This is a genomic window from Pseudoblastomonas aquimaris (assembly GCF_035481675.1).
Lineage (GTDB): Bacteria > Pseudomonadota > Alphaproteobacteria > Sphingomonadales > Sphingomonadaceae > Alteriqipengyuania_B.
On the sequence record NZ_JAYJJW010000001.1, the window covers coordinates 78,277 to 99,463 of the forward strand.

The 21,187-nt window shown below is 66.8% G+C and carries 26 protein-coding genes and 1 tRNA gene; 12 read left to right on the plus strand and 15 right to left on the minus strand.

What is annotated here, in order from left to right; genetic code table 11:
- Positions 1 to 5: 5 nt before the first annotated feature.
- Positions 6 to 995 (plus strand): winged helix DNA-binding protein, encoded by a 990-nt coding sequence (locus tag VCJ71_RS00365; protein ID WP_324638352.1) that lies wholly within the window; start codon positions 6 to 8, stop codon positions 993 to 995.
- Positions 996 to 1,004: 9 nt separating this feature from the next.
- Here VCJ71_RS00365 and VCJ71_RS00370 read toward each other — a convergent pair whose 3' ends face one another.
- Both VCJ71_RS00370 and VCJ71_RS00375 read right to left on the minus strand, forming a co-directional pair.
- Positions 1,005 to 1,985, minus strand: coding sequence for an asparaginase (locus VCJ71_RS00370; protein ID WP_324638353.1), 981 nt, complete (start codon positions 1,983 to 1,985; stop codon positions 1,005 to 1,007).
- Positions 1,986 to 2,012: 27 nt separating this feature from the next.
- The gene (locus VCJ71_RS00375) at positions 2,013 to 2,822 is read right to left on the minus strand and encodes a TonB family protein (protein WP_324638354.1); all 810 of its coding nucleotides are present in this window, start codon (positions 2,820 to 2,822) and stop codon (positions 2,013 to 2,015) included.
- A 98-nt stretch (positions 2,823 to 2,920) separates the two neighbouring features.
- On the opposite strand from VCJ71_RS00375, the gene VCJ71_RS00380 reads away from it, so the two are divergent.
- Positions 2,921 to 2,996: transfer RNA gene (locus tag VCJ71_RS00380), tRNA-Val, on the plus strand.
- A gap of 93 nt (positions 2,997 to 3,089) precedes the next feature.
- Here the strand turns inward: VCJ71_RS00380 and VCJ71_RS00385 are convergent.
- Positions 3,090 to 3,656 (minus strand): TlpA family protein disulfide reductase, encoded by a 567-nt coding sequence (locus tag VCJ71_RS00385; RefSeq protein ID WP_324638355.1) that lies wholly within the window; start codon positions 3,654 to 3,656, stop codon positions 3,090 to 3,092.
- On the opposite strand from VCJ71_RS00385, the gene argH reads away from it, so the two are divergent.
- The 4 genes from argH to VCJ71_RS00405 are packed head-to-tail and all read left to right on the plus strand — an operon-like array spanning position 3,655 to position 7,380.
- Entirely contained in the window at positions 3,655 to 5,094 is a 1,440-nt protein-coding gene (gene argH / locus VCJ71_RS00390; RefSeq protein ID WP_416379134.1) for an argininosuccinate lyase, read from the plus strand. The genes VCJ71_RS00385 and argH overlap by 2 nt on opposite strands.
- Positions 5,091 to 5,330 (plus strand): hypothetical protein, encoded by a 240-nt coding sequence (locus tag VCJ71_RS00395; RefSeq protein WP_324638356.1) that lies wholly within the window; start codon positions 5,091 to 5,093, stop codon positions 5,328 to 5,330. Before argH ends, VCJ71_RS00395 begins: the two co-directional genes overlap by 4 nt.
- Complete coding sequence (lysA, locus tag VCJ71_RS00400) at positions 5,330 to 6,595, plus strand: diaminopimelate decarboxylase (protein WP_324638357.1); 1,266 nt, start codon at positions 5,330 to 5,332, stop codon at positions 6,593 to 6,595. Before VCJ71_RS00395 ends, lysA begins: the two co-directional genes overlap by 1 nt.
- Positions 6,583 to 7,380 (plus strand): precorrin-2 dehydrogenase/sirohydrochlorin ferrochelatase family protein, encoded by a 798-nt coding sequence (locus tag VCJ71_RS00405; protein WP_324638358.1) that lies wholly within the window; start codon positions 6,583 to 6,585, stop codon positions 7,378 to 7,380. The genes lysA and VCJ71_RS00405 overlap by 13 nt, the downstream gene beginning before the upstream one ends.
- Here VCJ71_RS00405 and VCJ71_RS00410 read toward each other — a convergent pair.
- The 12 genes from VCJ71_RS00410 to pyrE are packed head-to-tail and all read right to left on the minus strand — an operon-like array spanning position 7,361 to position 15,412.
- Entirely contained in the window at positions 7,361 to 7,780 is a 420-nt protein-coding gene (locus tag VCJ71_RS00410; protein WP_324638359.1) for a PaaI family thioesterase, read from the minus strand. The genes VCJ71_RS00405 and VCJ71_RS00410 overlap by 20 nt on opposite strands.
- Positions 7,777 to 8,229 (minus strand): PaaI family thioesterase, encoded by a 453-nt coding sequence (locus VCJ71_RS00415; RefSeq protein WP_324638360.1) that lies wholly within the window; start codon positions 8,227 to 8,229, stop codon positions 7,777 to 7,779. The genes VCJ71_RS00410 and VCJ71_RS00415 overlap by 4 nt, the downstream gene beginning before the upstream one ends.
- Before the next feature lie 38 nt (positions 8,230 to 8,267).
- Complete coding sequence (gene ruvX / locus VCJ71_RS00420) at positions 8,268 to 8,753, minus strand: Holliday junction resolvase RuvX (protein ID WP_324638361.1); 486 nt, start codon at positions 8,751 to 8,753, stop codon at positions 8,268 to 8,270.
- Positions 8,735 to 9,976, minus strand: a complete 1,242-nt coding sequence (locus VCJ71_RS00425; protein WP_324638362.1) for a DUF3089 domain-containing protein — start codon at positions 9,974 to 9,976, stop codon at positions 8,735 to 8,737. Before VCJ71_RS00425 ends, ruvX begins: the two co-directional genes overlap by 19 nt.
- Positions 9,977 to 9,980: 4 nt before the next feature.
- Positions 9,981 to 11,069: an AI-2E family transporter gene (locus VCJ71_RS00430; RefSeq protein ID WP_324638363.1), complete on the minus strand. Its 1,089-nt coding sequence runs from the start codon at positions 11,067 to 11,069 to the stop codon at positions 9,981 to 9,983.
- 16 nt (positions 11,070 to 11,085) lie between these two features.
- Positions 11,086 to 12,009 carry a signal peptidase I gene (lepB, locus tag VCJ71_RS00435; protein WP_324638364.1) on the minus strand — a complete coding sequence of 308 codons (924 nt, stop codon included), beginning with the start codon at positions 12,007 to 12,009 and terminating at the stop codon, positions 11,086 to 11,088.
- Positions 12,006 to 12,410: a holo-ACP synthase gene (gene acpS, locus VCJ71_RS00440; protein ID WP_290134728.1), complete on the minus strand. Its 405-nt coding sequence runs from the start codon at positions 12,408 to 12,410 to the stop codon at positions 12,006 to 12,008. The genes lepB and acpS overlap by 4 nt, the downstream gene beginning before the upstream one ends.
- Positions 12,407 to 12,691: a hypothetical protein gene (locus VCJ71_RS00445; protein ID WP_324638365.1), complete on the minus strand. Its 285-nt coding sequence runs from the start codon at positions 12,689 to 12,691 to the stop codon at positions 12,407 to 12,409. Before VCJ71_RS00445 ends, acpS begins: the two co-directional genes overlap by 4 nt.
- Positions 12,688 to 12,963, minus strand: a complete 276-nt coding sequence (locus tag VCJ71_RS00450; RefSeq protein WP_324638366.1) for a pyridoxal phosphate biosynthetic protein — start codon at positions 12,961 to 12,963, stop codon at positions 12,688 to 12,690. Before VCJ71_RS00450 ends, VCJ71_RS00445 begins: the two co-directional genes overlap by 4 nt.
- A gap of 19 nt (positions 12,964 to 12,982) precedes the next feature.
- The gene (locus tag VCJ71_RS00455) at positions 12,983 to 13,738 is read right to left on the minus strand and encodes a pyridoxine 5'-phosphate synthase (protein ID WP_324638367.1); all 756 of its coding nucleotides are present in this window, start codon (positions 13,736 to 13,738) and stop codon (positions 12,983 to 12,985) included.
- Positions 13,739 to 13,772: 34 nt separating this feature from the next.
- Positions 13,773 to 14,834 (minus strand): serine hydrolase domain-containing protein, encoded by a 1,062-nt coding sequence (locus tag VCJ71_RS00460; protein WP_324640844.1) that lies wholly within the window; start codon positions 14,832 to 14,834, stop codon positions 13,773 to 13,775.
- A complete protein-coding gene (pyrE, locus tag VCJ71_RS00465; protein WP_324638369.1) occupies positions 14,834 to 15,412 on the minus strand; it encodes an orotate phosphoribosyltransferase in 579 nt (192 codons plus the stop codon). Before pyrE ends, VCJ71_RS00460 begins: the two co-directional genes overlap by 1 nt.
- 208 nt (positions 15,413 to 15,620) lie before the next feature.
- On the opposite strand from pyrE, the gene coxB reads away from it, so the two are divergent.
- The 6 genes from coxB (at position 15,621) to VCJ71_RS00495 (ending at position 21,160) form a co-directional block, all read left to right on the plus strand.
- Positions 15,621 to 16,712, plus strand: coding sequence for a cytochrome c oxidase subunit II (gene coxB / locus VCJ71_RS00470; protein WP_324638370.1), 1,092 nt, complete (start codon positions 15,621 to 15,623; stop codon positions 16,710 to 16,712).
- 40 nt (positions 16,713 to 16,752) lie between these two features.
- A complete protein-coding gene (gene ctaD, locus VCJ71_RS00475; RefSeq protein ID WP_324638371.1) occupies positions 16,753 to 18,465 on the plus strand; it encodes a cytochrome c oxidase subunit I in 1,713 nt (570 codons plus the stop codon).
- A gap of 104 nt (positions 18,466 to 18,569) precedes the next feature.
- Positions 18,570 to 19,514 (plus strand): heme o synthase, encoded by a 945-nt coding sequence (locus tag VCJ71_RS00480; protein WP_324638372.1) that lies wholly within the window; start codon positions 18,570 to 18,572, stop codon positions 19,512 to 19,514.
- Positions 19,511 to 19,633 carry a hypothetical protein gene (locus VCJ71_RS00485; RefSeq protein WP_290134736.1) on the plus strand — a complete coding sequence of 41 codons (123 nt, stop codon included), beginning with the start codon at positions 19,511 to 19,513 and terminating at the stop codon, positions 19,631 to 19,633. Before VCJ71_RS00480 ends, VCJ71_RS00485 begins: the two co-directional genes overlap by 4 nt.
- A gap of 3 nt (positions 19,634 to 19,636) precedes the next feature.
- On the plus strand, positions 19,637 to 20,224 hold the full coding sequence (locus VCJ71_RS00490) for a cytochrome c oxidase assembly protein (protein ID WP_324638373.1): 588 nt from the start codon (positions 19,637 to 19,639) through the stop codon (positions 20,222 to 20,224).
- A 69-nt stretch (positions 20,225 to 20,293) separates the two neighbouring features.
- Positions 20,294 to 21,160, plus strand: a complete 867-nt coding sequence (locus VCJ71_RS00495) for a cytochrome c oxidase subunit 3 (protein WP_324638374.1) — start codon at positions 20,294 to 20,296, stop codon at positions 21,158 to 21,160.
- The last annotated feature ends 27 nt before the right edge of the window (positions 21,161 to 21,187 follow it).

Consider the following 21,187-nt stretch of genomic DNA (forward strand, 5'->3'; position numbering starts at 1 on the left):
TCGCGATGGCGCAGGCCGGTTTCCAGCATTCGGGTGATGACGCGGGCAGGCATGCTGCCGCGATCGATGCGCCGTTCGACCTGTCGGTCTCCGTCTTCGCCGACCGGGCGCATGTCCGCGATACGATCCGCGACGATGCGCTGGCGGCGGGCTTCCGGCTGCAGGAAGCGGGTTCGGTAGAAATACTGGTAGAGGGCAGTGCACGGCCCATCGGCGACGTGGTGCTGCTCGATTGCCCGGTGATGGACGGGCGCGCTTGCGCCGCCCTGTCCCGGCTCGACATGCGCGCGGCGAATGCCGGCTCCCAGCTGGTGGTGTCCACCTCGCTGGAAGCGCTGGAGGACGTGTTCGCCTGCCTCGACCAGTCGCAGCCGCAGATCCTCGTAAATCCCACCAGGGGAGAACGCGTAATTGCGCTTGGCCGGGTGCTCGGCACCATGCCCCGAATGCGTGCAAGGGAACTTTCGGGAGACGACCGGCTGACGCTGCTTCGGCTGACCGAACAGGTCGGCCAGATCGCGGAGCGGCTCGAGGCGTTGTCGGAAAAGGACGCGGCCGGCAGCGCCTTCCTTCTCGGTTCGCCTAGCCCAACCTATCGCGGGCCGCAGGATGCTTCCAAGGCGCTGGTCAAGCCGCCGCGTCCGCCACTGCCGGACCCGCGTCTCGTGCGGCGGATCATTCGCCAGCGGCAGCTGCGCGGCGAATTCTTCGACCGCGATCTCTTCGCCGATCCGGCATGGGACATGCTGCTCGACCTGACCGCAGCCCGCGCCGAGCATACGCGGGTGTCCGTCACCAGCCTGTGCATCGCCAGCGGCGTGCCGCCCACCACCGCGCTGCGCTGGATCGGGCAGATGACCGAAGCGGGGCTGATGGAGAGGGTGGAAGACGAGACCGACCGCCGCCGCGCGTTCATCGCGCTGAGCGACAAGGCTGCCGACGGCATGGCGCGCTATTTCGAAAAAGTCGGGGCGGACGCGCTGGCCTTCGCCTGACGGCGCTGCCTAGCGGTGATCGAAGGCCGCCTGCACGTCGGCAGGGCCCGCCAGGCCGTTCGCCAGCAAGACCTGCAGCAGGATGCGCGATTTAGCGGGGCCGAGCGCGCGGGCGGCGACGAAGCCGTCGGTGTCGTCAGCCGGTTCGCGGTCGACGAGCCCTTCGTCCACCCTGCTCGACCGGACCACGATCACCCCGCGCGCTGCCGCCTCCGCCAGAGCGCGCCTGACACCCTGCGGCATGGTCCCGGCGCCGAAGCCGGCCATCACCATGCCCGCCGGATTGCGCGACAGCACGTGGTCGACCGCGTCGGCTTCCATGCAGGCGCGGGCATAGAGGATCGGCACTGTCGGCCAGGTTTCCGGAAAGGCGAAGCGCGCGGCCTCGCCGCTGCGCCATGGCGCGCCGAACCATTCGAGCGAGCTTGGGGTCACCGCAGCGACCGCATCGCGCGGGTAGCCGCGAAACGCATCGGTCCCGCCGGTGCGCGCCTTGCGGGCATCGCGCGCGGCGATCACCCGGTCGCTCATCACCAGCAGCACGCCCCGGCCGGCCGCATCGGCATCGCCCGCCACGCGCACCGCGTTGGCGAAGTTGCGCAGCCCGTCGCTCCCGACCGCGTCGGCAGGGCGCATCGCGCCGACCAGCACCGCGGGCTTGGTCGCCGGCAAGGTGAGGTCGAGCAGCAGCGCGGTTTCCTCGGCGGTATCCGTGCCGTGGGTGATGACGATGCCGTCAACCGCCAGATCGTCCATCGCCTCCGCACAAGCGGTGTGCAGGGCGCGCCAGATGTCGGGGGTGATATCTTCCGAACCGATCGCCGCGACCTGCCGCCCGTCGAGCTGCGCTTCCAGCCCCAGCGGCCCCGCCATGTCGAGGAAACTGCCGATCTCGATCTGCCCGGGCCGGTAATCGGCCCTCGTCGCCGATCCGGCCTGCCCGGCAATCGTGCCGCCCGTTGCCAGGACGATGATGTTGGGAGCGAGCAAGGTGTGGAAACCTATGGTTAGGGGCTGTTATGGCAATGCCCGCTCAATTTCCTGCGGAGTGGGATCGCGAGGAGCTTCCATAAATGTGAGTGGGAAGGCGACATACCGAAAGTCCGATTCTGTCTCAGTGGCCGGTTCGAACAAAGCGTTGGCCTGCATTATCGTGCAGGCTTCCTGATCCAACGCGAGCGAGCCGCTTGATTGGAGGATCGCACAATCGGAAACTAAGCCCTCCCGATCAACAGTGAGCAGGGTTTTCACAAAGCCCTCTTCGCCAGGATTGTCCGCTCCGCGCGCTAGCAAGGGCACCATCTCCCGGCCCCAAATCTCGAAATCGCGCGGAATGGTCGAGAGTGGCGCGCTACTGCTGCTGCCATTCGGCAATTGATAGCGAATGGCAGTGACGTACTCCGATTCAATCTCGCGGCCTTGCTTGTCCCGTGCGGGCCAGAAACGAGCATATGTTGTCATTCCGATGCACGCGGCCTCGTCGAGCGCGGCGCTGCCGCTCGATCCGGTCACGGTGCAGGACGCCACCTTTCCGGTCTTGTCTACGGTGACCGTCAGCCTGACGGTGCCCTCCAATCCCTCGCGCAGCGCCGATGCCGGATAGTTGCGTTGGATGGCGCTTGCCCATTCACCCATATCACGCGGGGCAACGCCCCGTTCCTTAAAGTTCTTTCGGTCTGACGGTTGCGGCGGCGCAGACGGAACTGATATCGGCGTTGAGATGTCGGGTTCGGCAGATTTCGCCGAATCTTGTGCGTGGGCCGAACTTGCCGAGAAAGCCAGAGCCACGCTGATCGAAATTACGGCCGAATGAAGTGATTTTATCATGGTCGACTAATGGCTTGACACAAAGCTTCGGTCAACCGGGCCAACTCGCGGCTTGACCCTGCTGCCATCGGCGCGGTAACGGCGCGGCACCCGAGCAGGGGCGGTTAGCTCAGCTGGTAGAGCATCTCGTTTACACCGAGAGGGTCGGCGGTTCGAACCCGTCACCGCCCACCAGTTTCAGCAAGACAATTTTATCTGGGGGATGGAATTGCGCTGAAACTCCCGAGCGAAGCGAAGGCAAGCCGACCTCGACCGATCAGCTGATTTTCATTCGCCGCCAAGCGCCTCTTCCACCAGCGCCCGCGATTCCGCGTCGGTCCAGTCGCGGTCGCCGGAATAGCGCCACAGCTCGCGCCCGGCGGCATCGTACAGCACGGTCAGCGGCAGGCCGACGTTGACGCCGTACGCGCCGGCAAAATCGGCGTCCGGGTCCAGCCACGGCTCCAGCAGCGTGAAGCCGGCCTCTTCGAAATAGGGGACCACGGCCTGGGCACCGGTCAGGTCCTGGCTCACGGTCAGCACCTTCAGCTCGCCCGCATACTCGCCGGCCAGCGCGTCCAGAGTCGGCATCTCCGCCTTGCACGGCGCGCACCATGTCGCCCACAGGTTCACCAGCACCGGCGTGCCTTCCAGCGAGGCGGGGTCGAGCGTGCGTCCGGCGGGATCGGTCAGGACGGCGCCGGGCAGTGGGCTTCCCGCGGCGCTGCGATCCAGCCCGACAACGCCCTGCTTGGCCGGGGCGGAGTTTTCCTTCGGTTGCGCGCCCCTGTCGCTTTGCCTATCGCAAGCCGTCATCGGCACGGCGAGCAGCGCGGCCAGCAAAAGGGCGGACATGGCAGAGGACGACAGCGACATTCCGGGCTCCGGCTCTGCCGCCAGCAACAGCATGTGGGGCGGCAGGTTCGCCGGTGGACCTAGCGCGATCATGCGCGAAATCAACGCCTCGATCCCGTTCGACAAGCGGCTTTGGCGCGAAGATATCGAGGCGAGCAAGGCGCATGTCGCCATGCTGGGCAGGCAGGGCGTGCTGACGGCAAGTGACGCTCAGGCGATCGCCGAGGGGCTGGACCGGGTCGCCGCCGAGTACGAGGCGAACGGCGTGCCTGAGGACTGGGACCTCGAAGACATCCACATGACCACCGAGAGCCGGCTGGCCGAACTGATCGGGCCGGTTGCCGGGCGCCTCCACACCGGGCGCAGCCGCAACGACCAGGTGGCGACGGATTTCAAGATGTGGGTGCGCGGCGCATGTCGCTCTGCGGATGCGGGCCTCGCCGCAATCCAGCGCGCGTTGCTGGCCCGCGCGGATGAGCATGCCGACAGCATCATGCCCGGCTTCACCCATTTGCAGACCGCGCAGCCGGTGACGCTGGGCCACCACTTGATGGCCTATTTCGAGATGCTCGCACGCGACCGAGCGCGGTTTGCTTCTGCGCTGGACCGGCTCGGCGAATGCCCGCTCGGCAGCGCGGCGCTGGCGGGCACGGGATATGATCTCGACCGCGAATTCACCGCAGACTTGCTCGGCTTTGCCAAGGGGCCGACGCGCAACAGCCTCGATGCCGTCAGCGACCGCGATTTCGCGCTGGATTACCTCCACGCCGCCAGCACCTGCGCCATCCACCTGTCGCGCCTGGCGGAGGAGTTCATTATCTGGGCAAGCCAGCCCTTCGGCTTCGTGCAGATGCCCGATACGCTGAGTACCGGCAGCTCGATCATGCCGCAGAAGAAGAACCCCGATGCGGCGGAGCTGGTGCGCGGCCATGCAGGGCGGATCATCGGCTGCGCCACCGCGCTGATGGTGACGATGAAGGGCCTGCCGCTCGCCTATTCGAAAGACATGCAGGACGACAAGCCGCCGGTCTTCGAAGCCGCGGACCTGCTGACCCTGTGCCTCGCCGCGATGGAAGGCATGGTGGCTGGCGCGACGTTCCGCACGGCGCGCATGCGGCAGGCGGCGGAACTGGGCTATGCCACCGCGACCGACCTTGCCGACTGGCTGGTAACGAAGGCGAATGTGCCGTTCCGCGAGGCGCATCACATCACCGGCGCGCTGGTGCGAATGGCGGAGGAACGCGGCTGCGCGCTCGACCAGCTGCCGCTCGGGGACATGCAGCAGGTCGACGCTCGCATCGACGCCAGCGTCTTCGATGCGCTGTCGGTCGACGCATCGGTCGCGGCCCGCAAGAGCTTCGGCGGAACCGCGCCGGACCAGGTGCGCGCCCGGATCGCCGAAGCGCGCGAGGCGCTTTCAATGGAGGACGAGGAATGAGCGGCAGGCCCCTGATATTGCTCGCTGCACTGGCGATCGCCGCCTGCGGTTCGAAAGCCCCGCTTGAACCGGTGGCGGGGGAGGCGCTGCCGCCGCGGCCCTATGGCGCGGACTATACGCCCGATAGCGAGGAGCTGCTCGAACCGGCGGTAACCGCCGTGCCCGCCCGCGACATCGAACTGCGCGAACGATCGGAGGAGCGCGAGGACGACCCGTTCGACCTCCCGCCCGAATAATGGACCACTTCGCCCTTCGTGACGGCGTCCTCCATGCAGAGGACGTGCCGCTGCCGGCCATCGCGGACGCGGTGGGCACGCCGGTCTATGTCTATTCTCGCGCCACGCTGGAACGCCACGCCCGCGTGTTCCGCGCGGCCGTGGCGGGGCTGGGCGAGGGCGAGCCGCTGGTCGCCTTCGCGGTCAAGGCCAACCCCAACCTCGCCGTGCTTAAAGTGCTGGCGCGCGAGGGGCTGGGGGCCGACGTCGTCTCCGGCGGGGAGCTGGCCCGCGCGCTCGCCGCCGACATGCCGCCGGAAAAGATCGTCTTCAGCGGAGTCGGCAAGACCCGCGCGGAGCTGGAGCAGGGGCTGGATGCCGGCATCTTCCAGTTCAATCTCGAAAGCGAGGAAGAAGGCGTTGAATTGGCAGGGATCGCCCGCGCGCGCGGGGTCGAGGCCCGCTGCGCCTTGCGGATCAACCCCGATGTCGATGCGGGCACGCACGACAAGATTTCCACCGGCAAGGCGGACAACAAGTTCGGCGTGCCCATTGGCGAAGCGGAGGGCATCTTTGCCCGCCTCTCCGCGCTCGGCGGGCTGCGCCTGCGCGGCATCGCGCTCCACATCGGCAGCCAGCTGGGCGAACTCGAACCGCTCGAAACGGCGTTTGCAAAGGTCGGCAAGCTGCTGGAATCCTTGCGCGCGGCGGGCCACGACATGCGCCATGTCGACCTCGGCGGCGGGCTCGGCGTACCCTACAAGGACGGCGAGCGCTTTCCGAGCCCGGCGGAGTATGGCGCGATGGTGGCGCGGGCGACTGCGGGCTGGGGCGTGCGGCTGGTGTTCGAACCGGGCCGCGTGATCGCCGGCAATGCGGGCGTGCTGCTGACGCGGGTTATCCGCAAGAAGCAGGGGGTACGCGACCCGTTCCTGGTCGTGGACGCAGCGATGAACGACCTCGCGCGCCCGGCGCTCTACGGCGCGTATCACCACTTCGTCGCGGTCGAGCCGCGCGGCGCGATGGAAACCGCGAACATCGTCGGCCCGATCTGCGAAACCGGCGACACGTTTGCCATGGGCCGCGAATGCGACGCGCTGGAGGCAGGCGATCTCGCGGTCTTCCGCACCGCCGGCGCTTATGGGGCGACGATGGCGTCGAGCTACAACTCGCGCGGCTTCGTGGCCGAGGTGCTGGTCGATGGCGACAGGTTCGCGGTGGTCGCGGACCGGATCGCCGCGGCCGCGATCATGGATGCGGAGCGCGTGCCCGAATGGCTGGCATAGGCAGCCTGCCGCTGTTCCACCGCGTGGAGGGCGCGCCCGTGATCGTCCTGGGGGAAGGGCCTGCCGCAGAACCGAAACGGCGGCTGGTCGAACGGGCCGGCGGGCGGATCGTTGGCGACCTCCAGGCCGGTGTGGACGAAGGCGCGCGTCTGGCATTCGTGGCGCATGACGATGCCGCCCGGTGCGAGGCGGACGCGATCCGCCTGCGCTGCGCAGGCATCCTGGTCAACGTGGTCGACCGCCCCGAACTGTGCGATTTCACCACTCCCAGCATCCTCGACCGCGATCCGGTGCTGGTCGCCATCGGCACCGGCGGCGCATCGGCGGGTCTCGCCAAGCAGCTGCGCCTGCGGCTTGAAGGGTTACTGCCCGATAGTCTCGGTACGCTCGCCAACGGCCTTCATGCCGCGCGGGGCCGCCTGCGCGCCCGTTGGCCGGACAGCGGCGAGCGCAGGCGCGCACTCGATGCAGCCCTGTCGGCAGGCGGCCCGCTCGATCCGCTGGAGGAAGGCGCGCACGCTCGGCTTGGCGACTGGCTGGCGGGAGAAGCGATGCCGATGCCAACCGGGCGGCGCGAAATCGTGCCGGTGTCGGACGATCCCGACGACCTGACGCTGCGCCAGCTGAAATGGCTTGGCGCCGCCGATGCGATCGTGGTCGAGGACGGGGCGCCCGCCCGCATACTCGACCGCGCCCGCGCCGATGCGCCGCGCCTGCCTCTGGCTTCCGGGGTGCCCGAAGAGGGCCTGGTCGTGGTGGTGCGCGCTACGCGTCCGACAGGATGAAGTTCATCACTGCCGTGGCGACGGGTTTCGCGCGGTCGGACTGCCATGCCTCGATATCGACATTGGCCGTGCGTCCCCCGGCGCGGGTGACGCGGCCGACCGCATAAGTCGTTTCCGAGCGCGCGCCGCGCAGGAATTGCACCGTCACATTGACCGGCTTCAGCTTCGCGGCGCGGTCCTGCAGCGCGAGATGGGTCTGCAGCGCGGTGAAGCCGGCGATTTCGAGCAGACCGCTCGACGATCCGCCGTGGAGGTAGCCGGGCCGCCCCTCGACCCGCTGGCCGAACGGCATGGCGATCACCGGCATGCGGCCCTCGACTCGATCGACCGACAGGCCCAGCCCCTGCGCATAGGGGGGCAGCGCATCGGCGATGCGGGCGATGATCTCCTCTTCGCTCACGATCCGGGCTTGTCCACGAACATGAATTCGCCCGCCACGTGCGCGACCGGATCGTCCGGATCGCCGTCATGCGCAAAGCCGCGCACGAAGGCGATGGACTTCGTCTGCGTGTAGCATTCGCCGTGCCCGACCACGGTCGCGCCCTTGCGCGCGGGGCGCATGTAATCGACGCGCAGGTCCACCGTCACCATCGAGATGAAGCGGCGGTTGCGGTGCCAGATCGCGCTGGCGGTGGAGATGTCCATCAGCGAAACGATGGGGCCGGAGGCGAGGATGCCGCTGTCCGGCTGGCCGACGAGGTCTTCGCGCCAGGGCAGCTGCAGTTCCACCCAGTTTTCCCCGTGGTCGCGGTACTGGATGCCGAGCCAGCCCATGTGGCCGGACGACAGCATCATCGGCGCCGCGCGCGCAATGTCGAAACCCGAATTGTTGGCTGGCCTGCCGCTCATGGCGGTGCCGTTATCGGTTCCTGTCACCAATGCAAGGCCTAGAACGCGGCGCCGGCAATGCGGTCGATCGCGCCTTGCAGGATCACTGCCGCGGCGTGGCTGTCGATCATCGCGCGCCGTTTCGCGCGGCTGGTGTCCTGCGCGATCAGGTCGCGCTCCGCACTCAGGGTGCTCCAGCGTTCGTCCCACAGCAGTACCGGCAATTCGAGCGCTGCGGCGAGGTTGCGGGCATAGGCGCGGCTGGCCTGTGCGCGCGGGCCTTCGGTCCCGTCCATGTTGAGCGGCAGGCCGATCACGACCCCCGCAATACCGCGCGCCCTGGCAAGTTCCCCCAAGGCCTCCCGGTCGCGGCCGAACTTGCCTCGAGGCAGCGTCTTGCCCGCCGTTGCAAAGGCCCAGCCGGCATCGCATGTGGCCGTGCCGATGGTCTTGGTGCCGAGGTCGAGCGCAAGCAGCACGCCGCCATCGGGCAGCGCATCGGCGAACGCGCGCGTATCGTCGGTGATCAGCGGGCCGCCAGCCATGCGGACACCCGGCGCTCCACGTCGCTGCGCAGGTCCTGCCAGAACAGCGGGATGTCGTAGACATGGTAATTGTTGCCCGGCAGCACCGCGCTGCCCATCTCAGGCGGGTCGGTGATCAGCAGCAGCCCGCGCCCGTCGCAGCGCGCGCCCACCGCCTGCGGCTGCAGGGTGGCGGAAGAGAAGCTGCCGTCCGGCACCAGCGTGCCCGTGTTGGCGCTGGCGGGGGCCGAGCCACCGACGCTACCGGTGATCGGGTTGACGCACAGGATCGGGCTGTCGCCGCGTACCTGGCCATCGTACCCCTGCGTCATCGAATAGCGCTGCAGGACCATGCGCGGATCGGCCGGCTCTGCGAAGCTGACCCATGCGCTGAGACAGGCGGGCTGGTCCGGCGTGGCGCAGGCGGGGAAGCCCACTTGCGGCAGGTCGCGATCGACCGAGATCGGCCAGCCGACCGGGTAGACGGCGGCGATACGGCCTTCGAGATCGGTACCGCGCACCTTTTCGCGCAGCAGGGTCAGGATGTGGAGCGCACCCTGGCTATGCCCGGCAAGGACGATGGGCGTGTCCGCATCGACCGTCTCGGCAAACAGGTCGAAGGCCATTTCGACGTCGCGGTAGGCGGCGTCGATCGCCATCTGCGCCTCCGGCTGGTCGGTCAGGAAGGCGCCGACATGGGCTTGCCGGTACTTGGGAATCCAGATCTCGCGCGCTTCGCCGAAGGGGCTGGCGAGGCCGCGGATGAACAGGCGCGCGCGGTCTTCCGCCTCCCTATTGCCCAGCTCGGCATTCCATTGCGCACCGCCGGCGATGGCATCGGGAATATAGCTGGTCGGATGGACGAAGAAGAGCGCGAAGCCGGTGCCGTCCGGCGCGGCGATGTCGGGCGTGGCGGCCGGTGAGGGCGAGGGTGAGAGCGAAGGCTCGCTTGGCGTGGGCAGCAGCGACCGCTCCGCCGCCGGGCGATCCGGCGTGGGCGCTACATCGCCTGCCGAAGCTACGTCGGGTCGGTAGCGCGCCGGGTTGTTGCCGAGCCCGGGCCGCGCGTACCACATGTCCGGGTCTTCGTAGGCGTTGGCCGCCAGCGCATCCTGCTCCACGAATTCGCCGCGGGGGACAAATGTGAACTCGGTCGCTTCCTTCGACCAGATGTTGAGCGCCACCATCGCTGCGATCACGACGACGATGCAGAAGGTGACGAAATAAAGGAACTTGCGCGCCACCCGGTCAGCCCTCCGCCGCCGGTCGGACCGCTTCGGGCGCATTTTCCTCGTTCCGCTTCGCGCGCCGTTCCAGCGCGACCTTCAGCATCGCCATGATCGGATCGGCCAGCGCCAGGCCGATGAGGCCGAACAACACGCCAAGGATCAGCTGGGAGGCGAGCACCAGCGCCGGGGCGAGATCCACCGTCTTTTTCGCGATCAGCGGGATCAGCAAATACCCGTCGATGGTCTGGACGAAGAAATAGACGAAGATCGTGTAGATGCCGGTGTCCACCCCGGCGGAAAAACCCACCAGTACCATCAGCAGGCCGGAAATGACCGCGCCGATATTCGGGATAAAGGCGAGGATACCGGTCAGCAGGCCGAGCAGCGCCGCCATCGGCACGCCATAGAACGCCAGCATCGCCCAGGTGAAGATGCCTTCCACCACCATGCCGACCAGCCGCCCGAACATCAGGCGGCGCAGGTTGAAGGCCATCTCGTCCAGCGTGCCGCGCAGGTAATCGCGGTCCTCGGTCCACGCGATCCACTCGACGCCGCGTTCGTAGATGCGCGGTTCCACCGCCACGTAGATGCCGATGATGACGATGAGGACGAGGGTCGTGAGCCCGCCGATGACGCCGCCGACCGCGCGGGTGACCGTGCCGATCCCGCTCGACAGCTGGCTGGCCATTTGCTGGACGTTGTTCGGGTCGATGGCGATGCCGCGCGCCTCCGCCCATTCCGCCAGCCGGCCGAGTTGTTCGGTGAGGATCTGCGGCAAGGTGGCCGCTTCGGACGCGATGGTCGTGCCGGCAAAATAGAATAGCCAGGCGAAGAAGGCGGCCACCAGCAGCATCGTCAGCACGACGCGCAGCGAGCGGCCGATGGGCAGGACGCGGCCCAGCAGGCGCGCCCCGCCGTCCAGCATCGCGGCAAACACCAGCGCGCCGAAGATCACCAAGAGCGATTGCGACAGCAGCACGAACAGCGCGATGCCGCCGATCACGATGGCCCAGACGAAGGCCTTCTTGGCCTCCATCCTGAGGCCCGGATCCGCAATCCGCGTGGGGCTGGCGCCGATGGCTTCTTCGTCCTCGTTCTGCTTGCTCATGCCCCTGCTCCCCTGTTCAGTCCTCGCCCCGCGCCGCGATCGGCCGGGTCACCGGTCGCAGGCTGGTCCAAGCGCGCCCTTCGCGCAAGGCCGGCCACCATGTCAGCGGGTTCCAGCCGAAGCTGCCGTCCAGCGAAAAGGTGATAAATTCGGCGCGGCCGCCGATGTCGGTCAGCGGGATCGGCCCGTGCAGCCCGCCCATCGCGGCCGGTGCGCGGCTGTCCGAACTGTTGTCGCGGTTGTCGCCCATCAGGAACACGTGGCCTGCGGGAATCTCGATCTCGGCGAAATTGTCGAGCAGGTTGTCGTCCTGCGTATCGAGCACGCGGTAGCTGGCGCCGTTGGGCATGGTCTCGCGATAGGTCGGCAATTCGCACACGACCTTCCCCGAAGGCAGGCGCACCTTGCCGCCGGGATAGAGGAAGCCATCGCAGGTGTTATTGGCGTCGACCGGCAGCTGGTCGGGCACTTCCGTCTCGCGCGGGACGGGCTTGCCGTTGAGCACGATCTGCCCGTTCACCACCGCGATCCGGTCTCCCGGCAGGGCGACGACGCGCTTGATCCAGTCGATTCCGCTGTCGTTCACGTCCCGCGGCGGCTGCAGGATCACGATGTCGCCGTATTCGGGCGTCTTGGGCAGCAGGCGCCAGTCGCCACGGCCGAGCGCGTGGAAGCTGACCGAGGACCAGTTCCACCCATAGGGGAACTTGCTCACGATCAGCCGGTCGCCCTTGACCAAGCCCGGCATCATCGAGCCGGAGGGGATGTAGAACGGCTTGGCGATGAACGTGTGGAAGGCCAGCACGGCGAGCAGCATCAGCGCCAGGCCGCGCAGTTCCGCCCACCAGTTGACCCTTTCCCCGTCGTCCTTTGCGGCAGGTTTTGCCTCGGCGGGCGCATCGCGCGTGTCCGCCGGTGCCGCGTCCTGAATGTCCGTCATGCCTTCGGAATGGCCTCGATAATCACGAATGCCTGCGCCCATGGGTGGTCATCGGTGAGGGTGAGATGAATGGCCGCCTCGTAGCCGTCCGGAATCATCGCGTCGAGCCGTTCTTTCGCCCCGCCCTCCAGCGCCAGCGTGGGCGCGCCCGAGGGGGCGTTGACGACGCCGATGTCCTTCATGAAGACCCCGCGGCGGAAGCCCGTGCCGACCGCCTTGCTGAAAGCCTCCTTGGCCGCGAACCGCTTGGCATAGGTGCCCGCGATGGTGAACGGCCGCCGCCGCGCCTTGGCCCGCTCCACGTCGGTGAAGACGCGGTTCTCGAACCGCTCGCCGAAACGGTCGAGCGAGTTCTGGATCCGCTCGATATTGCACAGGTCGCTGCCGAGGCCGATGATCATTTCGGATACCGCCATTTACAGACTTCCTCGCCCGCGAGAAAGTTAAACCATCGCCGAAGTCCAGAAACCAGGAGAACGCCGAATAGCATCATCAGAGAAAGGTAGAGCAGCAGCTCCCATGGCCACGGCTCGTTCCTTTGAGCAGCATTGGTGAATTTGCTTATGCCATGCAGCGGCAGCAAGATTAGCCATGCTAAGAGAAATGCACGAGCAGCTTTCCATTGCTGTACGTAAACCTTGTTGGATTTTCTAAACATCGCTGCCTCGAATTTGCTTTTCACGCAACGCCCCTCGCCAGCATCGCGACCAGCAGGACCAGCACCAGCCAGTGCAGCACGACCTGCGTGTGGACGAGCGGGTGGTCGACCTCGCCTTTCGCGAAGCGCAGGGCGCCGGCATAGCCGAACAGCTGCAGGACCGGCCAGCCGATGGCGAAGGCGTAGGCGGAGCGTTCGGACAGGGCGATGGCGAGGAGCAGGATGCTCGCCAGCCACGGGATCGCGCCGGCGAGCAGCACCAGCTTCTCCCGCCGGGTGAGCTGCCGCACGATCACCACGGGTTTCGCACCGAAGTCACCGGGCGTCGTCCATCAGCTCGCGCATCCGGCGCACGGCGTTCTCCAGGCCGACGAAAACGGCCTCGCCGACGAGGTAGTGGCCGATGTTGAGCTCGGCCAGCTGCGGGATGGCGGCGATGGGCTGCACGTTCTCGTACGTCAGGCCGTGCCCCGCGTGCGGCTCGGTCCCGTTCTTGGCGGCGAGCGCAGCCATGTCGGCGATGCGCTTGAGCTCGGCTGACAGGCGCTCGCTGTCGCCGTCCAGATGCGCGTGGGCGTATTCGCCGGTGTGGAATTCGACCACCGGCGCGCCGAGGCGCAGGGCGGCGTCGAGCTGGCGCTCGCTCGCCTCGATAAACAGCGAAACGCGAATGTCCGCCTCGCGCAGTCGGTCGACGATGGGGACGAGGCTGTTATGCAGCCCTGCGGCATCCAACCCGCCTTCGGTCGTGCGCTCCTCGCGCTTTTCGGGGACGATGCAGGCGGCGTGCGGCTTGTGCGCAAGGGCGATGGCGAGCATTTCCTCGGTCGCCGCCATTTCGAGGTTGAGCGGCAGGTCGGTCGCGTCCTGGATGCGTTTCAGGTCGTCGTCGCGAATGTGGCGGCGGTCTTCGCGCAAGTGAGCGGTAATCCCGTCGCCGCCGACCGCCGCGACGATTTCCGCCGCGCGCACCGGATCGGGATGGTCGCCGCCGCGCGCATTGCGGATGGTGGCGACGTGGTCGATGTTGACGCCCAGTCTCAGGGTGTGCGGATGGTGGGAGCTGCTCATCGCTGCCGCATCTAGGGCAGGCGGCCGGGCAATTCTACCCGCAAGCGACGGTGGAGAGCAGCCGGTGCATGGTGCCGCTGCCCGACCAGATTTCGCCGAAGTCGAACTCCGCCTGGTCCGTCGCCAGCGCAACCGCGATGCCGAGGTCGGGCAGGATGATGTTGCGGACCCGGTAGCGGCCGATGGCGCCGTTGCGCTCCACGATCCGCTGCGACCCCTCGCATCCTTCGAGTGGGGCCTCGAACACCCACTGGCCGAGCGCCATGTAGCCTGCGCCCGGATCGGCATTCCACAGCGTGGCCAGCGCCTCGTCCCCCAGAAGGTCCCCTTCCATCAGCGCGCGGTCGAACAACAGCATGTCGTCGAGCGGGCCGACCAGCGCGCCGGAAGCGCCATATCCGGCAAGGATGCGCGCATCGCCGGGCCGCGCCTTGGCGAATGCGCGGTCGCTGCCCGCCTCTAGAAAATCGGTGTTGATCCAGTCCGCGGACAGGCCGACCCCCTGCGCGAGCAGCAGGTCGAGGCTGGTCCCCGTCACCTGCTCCAGCACTTCGCCCAGCACGATGTAGTCGCAGTTGTTGTAGGACCACGTGCCTTCCTCGCGCGCGGCCCCCTGGCCGGTGCAATAGCGCAGCGCATCGCCGCCATCGGTGTAGAAGGCTGGTATCCCCTGGTCGTCGGGCGGAGTATCGTCGGGATTGGGCAAGTCGCTGCGGTGGCGCAGCAGGTCCTCGACCGTCAGTCCCCGGCCGCGCAGGCGCGGCACGATTGCGCCGACATCGCTGTCCAGCGCCAGCGTCCCGTCCTCCACCTCGCGCATGACGAGGACGGCGACGACTTGCTTGGTCACCGATGCCCACGGCCATCCCTCGATCGCGTGTTCGCCGGCTGCTTCGGGCTCCGGACCGCCGTAATAGATGGTGAAGGGCTCGCCCGGCAGGCTGACGGCGAGGTCGCCCGTGAAGCCGCTGTCCGCAAGGTCGGCATAGGCGCGCGATGCGGGCGTATCCTCGAAAGCCTGCGGGCCGAGCAGGCTGGCGCAGCCGCCCAGGGCGAATGCCAGCGCGAGCGCGGCACCCCGGGCGGCGCGCACCATCACTTCCGGCTGCCCGGCTTGGTCACCGGCACGGCGGCGAGAGCTTCGGGCACCTCGTCTTCGGCGTAGGTCGGGAAGTTGATGTCGATCAGCGGGAAGAACGGCACGCCGAGGTCCACCGCGCCGCCGCTGCGATCGACCAGCGCGACTTCGGCGAGGACTTCGCCGCCTTCGCGCTTCACCGCCTCGATCGCCTCGCGGCTGGAAAGACCGGTGGTGACGACGTCCTCCACCATCAGCACCTTCGCGCCTTCTTCCAGCCGGAAGCCGCGGCGCAGTTCGAACGTGCCGGTCGGGCGTTCCAGGAAAATGGCGTCCTTGCCGAGCGCTCGGCCCATCTCGTGCCCGATGATCAGCCCGCCCATCGCCGGGCTGACGACGGTATCGATCTGGCTGCGGATGTCGCGCGGGATCTTCTGGGCGAGCGCGCGGGCCAACTCTCCGGCGCGTTCCGCATTCATCAGCACGCGGGCGCATTGCAAATAATGGCCGCTGTGCCGGCCGGAGGAGAGGACGAAATGGCCTTCCAGCAGCGCCTCGCTGGCGCGGAAGGCATGCAGGACGTCGTCGTCGGTCATATTCGTTCGGTTTCTCGCAAGAGGGATTGCACTTTATCGCACCGTCGTCGTCGCCGGATCGGACCGGGCGCGCACGGTGTGGTAAAAAACTCCTAGAGACGCTTGAGACACCGGGCAAGCCTGCGTATAGGCGGGCGGATTTCGCAGCGCATCGCCCTTTTTGCGAGGGGTTGCGCCTGCCGGCAACGACACTCGGAAAGATCACGCTATGGCCTTTGCCAAACTTGCCACAACCGTTCGCGCAGCCGCTTTCGCGCTGGCGCTCGCCGCCGTTCCGGGCGCGGTCGCCGCGCAGGACGAGCCGGTGCAGACGCAGGTCGAAGAACCCGCCGGTGCGACCGCGCGGGCCGAAGGCGAGCCCGCCGATTCGCAGGCTGCCGCCGCGCTCGAGCCGGACAATGCGCCGCTGATCGATGCGCGCAGCACGATCAACGGCGAGCCGGCGATCAAGGGCCAGCCGGTCTCCGCCGAGGAAGACCTGATCGGTTCGATGAGCTTCCAGCCGCAGCACAATGCGATCGGCGAACAGGCCATCTTCATGCACGATTACATCCTGCTGCCGATCATCGTGGCGATCAGCCTGTTCGTGCTCGGCCTGCTGCTGTTCGTGATCGTGAAATACCGTCGCCGTGCGGGCCGCGAACCGTCCAAGACCAGCCACAACACGCTGGTGGAAGTGATCTGGACGCTGGTCCCGGCGCTGATCCTGGTCGGCATCGCGATCCCCTCGATCAGCCTGCTGGCGAACCAGTATGAAACCCCGCCGGAAGACGCGATCACCATCAAGGCGACCGGCTACCAGTGGTACTGGGGCTACACCTATGTCGACAACGGCGGCTTCGAAGTCATTTCGAACATGCTGGATGCCGACGAGGCGGAAGCCCGCGGCGAGCCGCACCAGCTGGCCGCCGACAACCGCCTGGTCCTGCCGGTCGGCGTGCCGATCCGCATGCAGATCATCGGCGCCGACGTGATCCACTCGTTCGCCGTGCCGAGCCTGTGGTTCAAGATGGACGCCGTGCCCGGCCGCCTGAACGAAAAGATGCTGACCATCGACGAGCCCGGCATCTACTACGGCCAGTGTATGGAACTGTGCGGCGCACGCCACGCCTACATGCCGATCGCCGTCGAAGCCGTGCCGATGGACCAGTTCCGCGCATGGGTCGCCAGCAAGGGCGGCACTTTCGGCGACGAGGAAACGGTCGCGGAAGAAGACGCGCAATCGGCCGAAGACGCCGCCGAAGCGGGCGACACGGAAGCGGCCGAAGAGGCTGTCGAAGCCGAAGCCGCCGCCGAATAACGAACGTATTTAGATAGAACGACAGGTCGAGAGACAGATCATGGCAACCACAGCAGACGGCTTCCAGGCGCATCACGACGATCATGCGCACGCACATGATGCCGACCACAAGCCGGCGTTCTTCGCCCGCTGGTTCATGTCCACCAACCACAAGGACATCGGCACGCTGTACCTGATCTTCGCGATCATCGCGGGCATCATCGGTGGCGCCATTTCGGGCGTCATGCGCGCCGAACTGGCCGAGCCGGGCATCCAGATCCTGAATTCCTCGATCCCGTTCGTGGGCGTCGGCGGCGTGGACATCAACGAAGCCCTGCACCACTGGAACGTGCTGATCACCGCGCACGGCCTGATCATGGTCTTCTTCATGGTCATGCCGGCCATGATCGGCGGCTTCGGCAACTGGTTCGTGCCGCTGATGATCGGCGCGCCGGACATGGCGTTCCCGCGCATGAACAACATCTCGTTCTGGCTGACGGTGATGGCCTTCTTCAGCCTGCTGGCATCCACCTTCATGCCGGGCGGCACGGGGACGGGCGCGGGCACGGGCTGGACGGTCTATGCGCCGCTGTCCACGTCGGGCAGCCAGGGCCCCGCGGTCGATTTCGCCATCTTCTCGCTGCACCTTGCCGGTGCCGCCTCGATCATGGGCGCGATCAACTTCATCACCACGATTTTCAACATGCGCGCGCCGGGGATGACCCTGCACCGCATGCCGCTGTTCGTGTGGTCGGTGCTGGTCACCGCATTCCTGCTGCTGCTGGCGCTGCCGGTGCTGGCCGCCGCCATCACCATGCTGCTGACGGACCGTAACTTCGGCACGACCTTCTTCGATGCGGCCGGCGGCGGCGATCCGGTGCTCTACCAGCACCTGTTCTGGTTCTTCGGCCACCCGGAGGTCTACATCATGATCCTGCCGGGCTTCGGCATGATCAGCCAGATCGTGGCGACCTTCAGCCGCAAGCCGGTGTTCGGCTACCTCGGCATGGCCTACGCCATGGTCCTGATCGGCGTGATCGGCTTCATCGTGTGGGCGCACCACATGTATACCGTCGGCCTCGACGTGAACACGAAGATGTATTTCACCGCCGCGACGATGGTGATCGCCGTGCCGACCGGGGTGAAGATCTTCAGCTGGATCGCCACGATGTGGGGCGGCAGCCTGGAGTTCAAGTCGCCGATGGTCTGGGCGCTGGGCTTCATCTTCCTGTTCACCGTGGGCGGCGTCACCGGCGTGGTGCTGGCCAACGGCGGCGTCGACGACAACCTGCACGACAGTTACTACGTGGTGGCGCATTTCCACTACGTGCTGTCGATGGGCGCGGTCTTCAGCCTGTTCGCCGGCTTCTACTACTGGTTCCCGAAGATGAGCGGCCGCTGGCACAGCGAATTCCTGAGCCACGTCCACTTCTGGATGTTCTTCGTCGGCGTGAACGTGATCTTCTTCCCGCAGCACTTCCTGGGCATCAACGGCATGGCGCGTCGCTATCCCGACTATCCCGATGCCTTCCAGTACTGGAACGAGATCAGCTCGGTCGGCTACATGATCATGGCCGCATCGATGGTCGTGTTCTTCGCCAACCTCGTCTACGCCTTCACGGCGGGCAAGAAGGCGGAAGCCAACTACTGGGGCGAAGGCGCAACGACGCTCGAATGGGCGCTGTCGAGCCCGCCGCCGTTCCACCAGTTCAACGAACTGCCGGTGATCGAGGACCACCACGGTCACCACCACCACGCCAAGGCCGTCGGCTGAACCGATAGTCTGGCAGGCAGGCGCGCCACTCAAGAGCGCGCCGCCGGAAACCGAACATGGGGGGCGTGCTGGCAACGGCGCGCCCCCGTTTCGCAAGACAGGACATGAGCATCTCCACCGCAGTCCCACCCACCACAGCTTCGACCGGCGCCCGGATGCCGGCGGACTGGCGCGATTTCTACGCGCTGACGAAGCCGCGGGTGATGACGCTGGTGATCTTCACCGGCCTGTGCGGCCTGCTTGCCGCGCCGGGCAGCATCCATCCGGTGCTGGGGTTCGTGACCGTGCTGTGCATCGCGCTGGGCGCGGGCGGGGCGGCCAGCCTCAACCAGTGGTGGGAAGCGGACCTCGACGCCAAGATGAAGCGGACCTCCGGCCGCCCGCTGCCTGCCGGGCGGATGCAGCGAACCGACGCGCGCGATTTCGGCTTCTTCCTGTCGGGCCTGTCGGTGATGATCATGGGTCTCGCGGTCCACTGGCTCGCCGCGATCATCCTGGCGATCTCGATCGTCTACTACGCCGTCGTCTACACTATTTGGCTGAAGCCGCGCACGCCGCAGAACATCGTCATCGGCGGCGGGGCAGGGGCCTTCCCGCCGATGATCGGCTGGGTCGCGGTGACGGGCGAGGTCACGCTGATGCCCGTGCTGCTGTTCGCCATCATCTTCTTCTGGACACCGCCGCATTTCTGGGCGCTCGCCCTGTTCGTGGAAAGCGATTACGCCAAGGCCGGCATCCCGATGCTGCCGGTGGTGAAGGGCGAGGTGGCGACCCGCCGCCAGATCCTCGCTTACAGCGTGCTCCTGATCCCGATTGCGATCGCGCCATGGCTTATCGGCGGGACCGGCGCGATCTACGGCATCGCGGCGCTCGTCCTCAGCCTTGGCTTCCTCGCGCTGGCCGTTCCCGTCTTCACCCGCCGCCGTGGGGAAGAGGACCGGATGCTCCCCGAAAAGCGCCTGTTCGGCTATAGCGTGATATATCTCTTCGCCCTGTTCGGCGCGCTGGTCGCCGACCGGCTGCTCGCCCATTCTGGAGTTTTCGCATGACGCCCGAAGAACAACGCGAATACCGCGCCCGCCAGATCGCCCGGTCCAAGGTCTTCGGCCTCGGCCTCGCGGCGCTGGCCGTCCTGTTCTACGTCATCACGATCGTTCGGATGGATTAAACCATGACTGCCGTCTTCGCCCCCGATAGTTCGAAGAACCTCAAGACCGGCCTCATCTTCCTTGCCGTGGCGATCGGCATGCTCGGCCTTGGCTATGCGGCCGTCCCGCTTTACCGCCTGTTCTGCCAGGTCACCGGCTTCGGCGGCACCACACAGGTGGCGAGCGAAAGCGACGCGGCGCTGGCGGAGCAATTCGCCCTGTCCGGCGCCACGAAACCCATCTCGATCCGCTTCGATGCCAATATCGCGCCCGGCGTGCCGTGGTATTTCGAACCCGAGCAGCGCACCCAAAGCGCACAGATCGGCCAGCGCCAGCTCGCCATCTATGTCGCGCGCAACAACAGCGACCAGCCGGTGACGGGCACCGCCACCTTCAACGTGGAGCCGGAGCAGGCGGGCGCCTATTTCAACAAGATCCAGTGTTTCTGCTTTACCGAGCAGACGCTGGAGCCGGGCGCGGAAGTGCGCATGCCGGTGCTGTATTACGTCGACCCCGCCGCCCTCGACGATCCCAATATGGACGGGGTCGAGCAGGTCACGCTCAGCTACACATTCCACAAGGCGCCCGAGCAAGAGGCGGCTAAACCCTAGACCCCGCGCGCCGAGGCCATTAAGGGCCAAGCGCACATATCCGATTCAAACCCAATCCAGGATCACGCCATGGCCGGTAAACCAGCCCACGAATATCACATCCTGCCGCCCGACATCTGGCCGCTGGTCACGTCGGTTTCGGCGCTCGTCTTTACCACCGGCATGGTGTTCTACATGCACGAGATGGCGAATGCCTGGCTTGTGCTGGGCCTCGGCATCGCCGGTGTGATCGCCAGCTTCTTCGGCTGGTTCTCGAAAATCATCGCGGAAGCGCAGGCCGGCGACCATACGCCGGTTGTGCAGCTGCACCTGCGCTATGGCATGATCCTGTTCATCGCGTCGGAAGTCATGTTCTTCGTCGGCTGGTTCTGGGCGTGGTTCGATTTCTCGCTGTTCCCTGCGCCGCTGGCGTATGACGAGGGCGCGGGCCTGTGGTCGAACCTCATCGGGCAGGAAGGCGCTGCAGCGCTGGCCAAGTTCCCGCCGGAAGGCATCGAAGTGCTCAACGCCTTCGAACTGCCGCTGATGAATACGCTGATCCTGCTGTGTTCGGGCACCACCGTGACCTGGGCGCACCATTCGCTGATCGAAGGCGACCGCGAAGGCCTGAAGCAGGGCCTGTGGGCCACGATCCTGCTCGGCATCCTGTTCTCCTTCGTACAGGCCTACGAGTATGGCGCGGCGCCCTTCGGCTTCGGCGGCAACACCTACAGCTCGGCATTCTACATGGCGACCGGCTTCCACGGCTTCCACGTGATCGTCGGCACGATCATGCTGATCGTCTGCCTCGTGCGCGCCTACAAGGGCCACTTCACGCCCCGCCAGCACTTCGGTTTCGAAGCGGCCGCGTGGTACTGGCACTTCGTCGACGTGGTGTGGCTGTTCCTCTTCGTCGCAGTCTACGTCTGGGGCGGCTGGGGCGCACCGATCCATTGATCGCGCTTCCCGCATGACGGCGGAAAC

What these genes read in the sequence shown, in the direction of transcription:
- VCJ71_RS00365 (WP_324638352.1), top strand. Translation starts at nt 6, where the DNA reads ATGGCGCAGGCCGGTTTCCAGCATTCGGGTGATGACGCGGGCAGGCAT.
- VCJ71_RS00375 (WP_324638354.1), bottom strand. Translation starts at nt 2,822, where the DNA reads ATGATAAAATCACTTCATTCGGCCGTAATTTCGATCAGCGTGGCTCTG.
- argH (WP_416379134.1), top strand. Translation starts at nt 3,655, where the DNA reads ATGGCAGAGGACGACAGCGACATTCCGGGCTCCGGCTCTGCCGCCAGC.
- VCJ71_RS00385 (WP_324638355.1), bottom strand. Translation starts at nt 3,656, where the DNA reads ATGTCCGCCCTTTTGCTGGCCGCGCTGCTCGCCGTGCCGATGACGGCT.
- VCJ71_RS00395 (WP_324638356.1), top strand. Translation starts at nt 5,091, where the DNA reads ATGAGCGGCAGGCCCCTGATATTGCTCGCTGCACTGGCGATCGCCGCC.
- lysA (WP_324638357.1), top strand. Translation starts at nt 5,330, where the DNA reads ATGGACCACTTCGCCCTTCGTGACGGCGTCCTCCATGCAGAGGACGTG.
- VCJ71_RS00405 (WP_324638358.1), top strand. Translation starts at nt 6,583, where the DNA reads ATGGCTGGCATAGGCAGCCTGCCGCTGTTCCACCGCGTGGAGGGCGCG.
- VCJ71_RS00415 (WP_324638360.1), bottom strand. Translation starts at nt 8,229, where the DNA reads ATGAGCGGCAGGCCAGCCAACAATTCGGGTTTCGACATTGCGCGCGCG.
- ruvX (WP_324638361.1), bottom strand. Translation starts at nt 8,753, where the DNA reads ATGGCTGGCGGCCCGCTGATCACCGACGATACGCGCGCGTTCGCCGAT.
- VCJ71_RS00430 (WP_324638363.1), bottom strand. Translation starts at nt 11,069, where the DNA reads ATGAGCAAGCAGAACGAGGACGAAGAAGCCATCGGCGCCAGCCCCACG.
- lepB (WP_324638364.1), bottom strand. Translation starts at nt 12,009, where the DNA reads ATGACGGACATTCAGGACGCGGCACCGGCGGACACGCGCGATGCGCCC.
- acpS (WP_290134728.1), bottom strand. Translation starts at nt 12,410, where the DNA reads ATGATCATCGGCCTCGGCAGCGACCTGTGCAATATCGAGCGGATCCAG.
- VCJ71_RS00455 (WP_324638367.1), bottom strand. Translation starts at nt 13,738, where the DNA reads ATGAGCAGCTCCCACCATCCGCACACCCTGAGACTGGGCGTCAACATC.
- VCJ71_RS00460 (WP_324640844.1), bottom strand. Translation starts at nt 14,834, where the DNA reads ATGGTGCGCGCCGCCCGGGGTGCCGCGCTCGCGCTGGCATTCGCCCTG.
- pyrE (WP_324638369.1), bottom strand. Translation starts at nt 15,412, where the DNA reads ATGACCGACGACGACGTCCTGCATGCCTTCCGCGCCAGCGAGGCGCTG.
- coxB (WP_324638370.1), top strand. Translation starts at nt 15,621, where the DNA reads ATGGCCTTTGCCAAACTTGCCACAACCGTTCGCGCAGCCGCTTTCGCG.
- ctaD (WP_324638371.1), top strand. Translation starts at nt 16,753, where the DNA reads ATGGCAACCACAGCAGACGGCTTCCAGGCGCATCACGACGATCATGCG.
- VCJ71_RS00480 (WP_324638372.1), top strand. Translation starts at nt 18,570, where the DNA reads ATGAGCATCTCCACCGCAGTCCCACCCACCACAGCTTCGACCGGCGCC.
- VCJ71_RS00485 (WP_290134736.1), top strand. Translation starts at nt 19,511, where the DNA reads ATGACGCCCGAAGAACAACGCGAATACCGCGCCCGCCAGATCGCCCGG.
- VCJ71_RS00490 (WP_324638373.1), top strand. Translation starts at nt 19,637, where the DNA reads ATGACTGCCGTCTTCGCCCCCGATAGTTCGAAGAACCTCAAGACCGGC.
- VCJ71_RS00495 (WP_324638374.1), top strand. Translation starts at nt 20,294, where the DNA reads ATGGCCGGTAAACCAGCCCACGAATATCACATCCTGCCGCCCGACATC.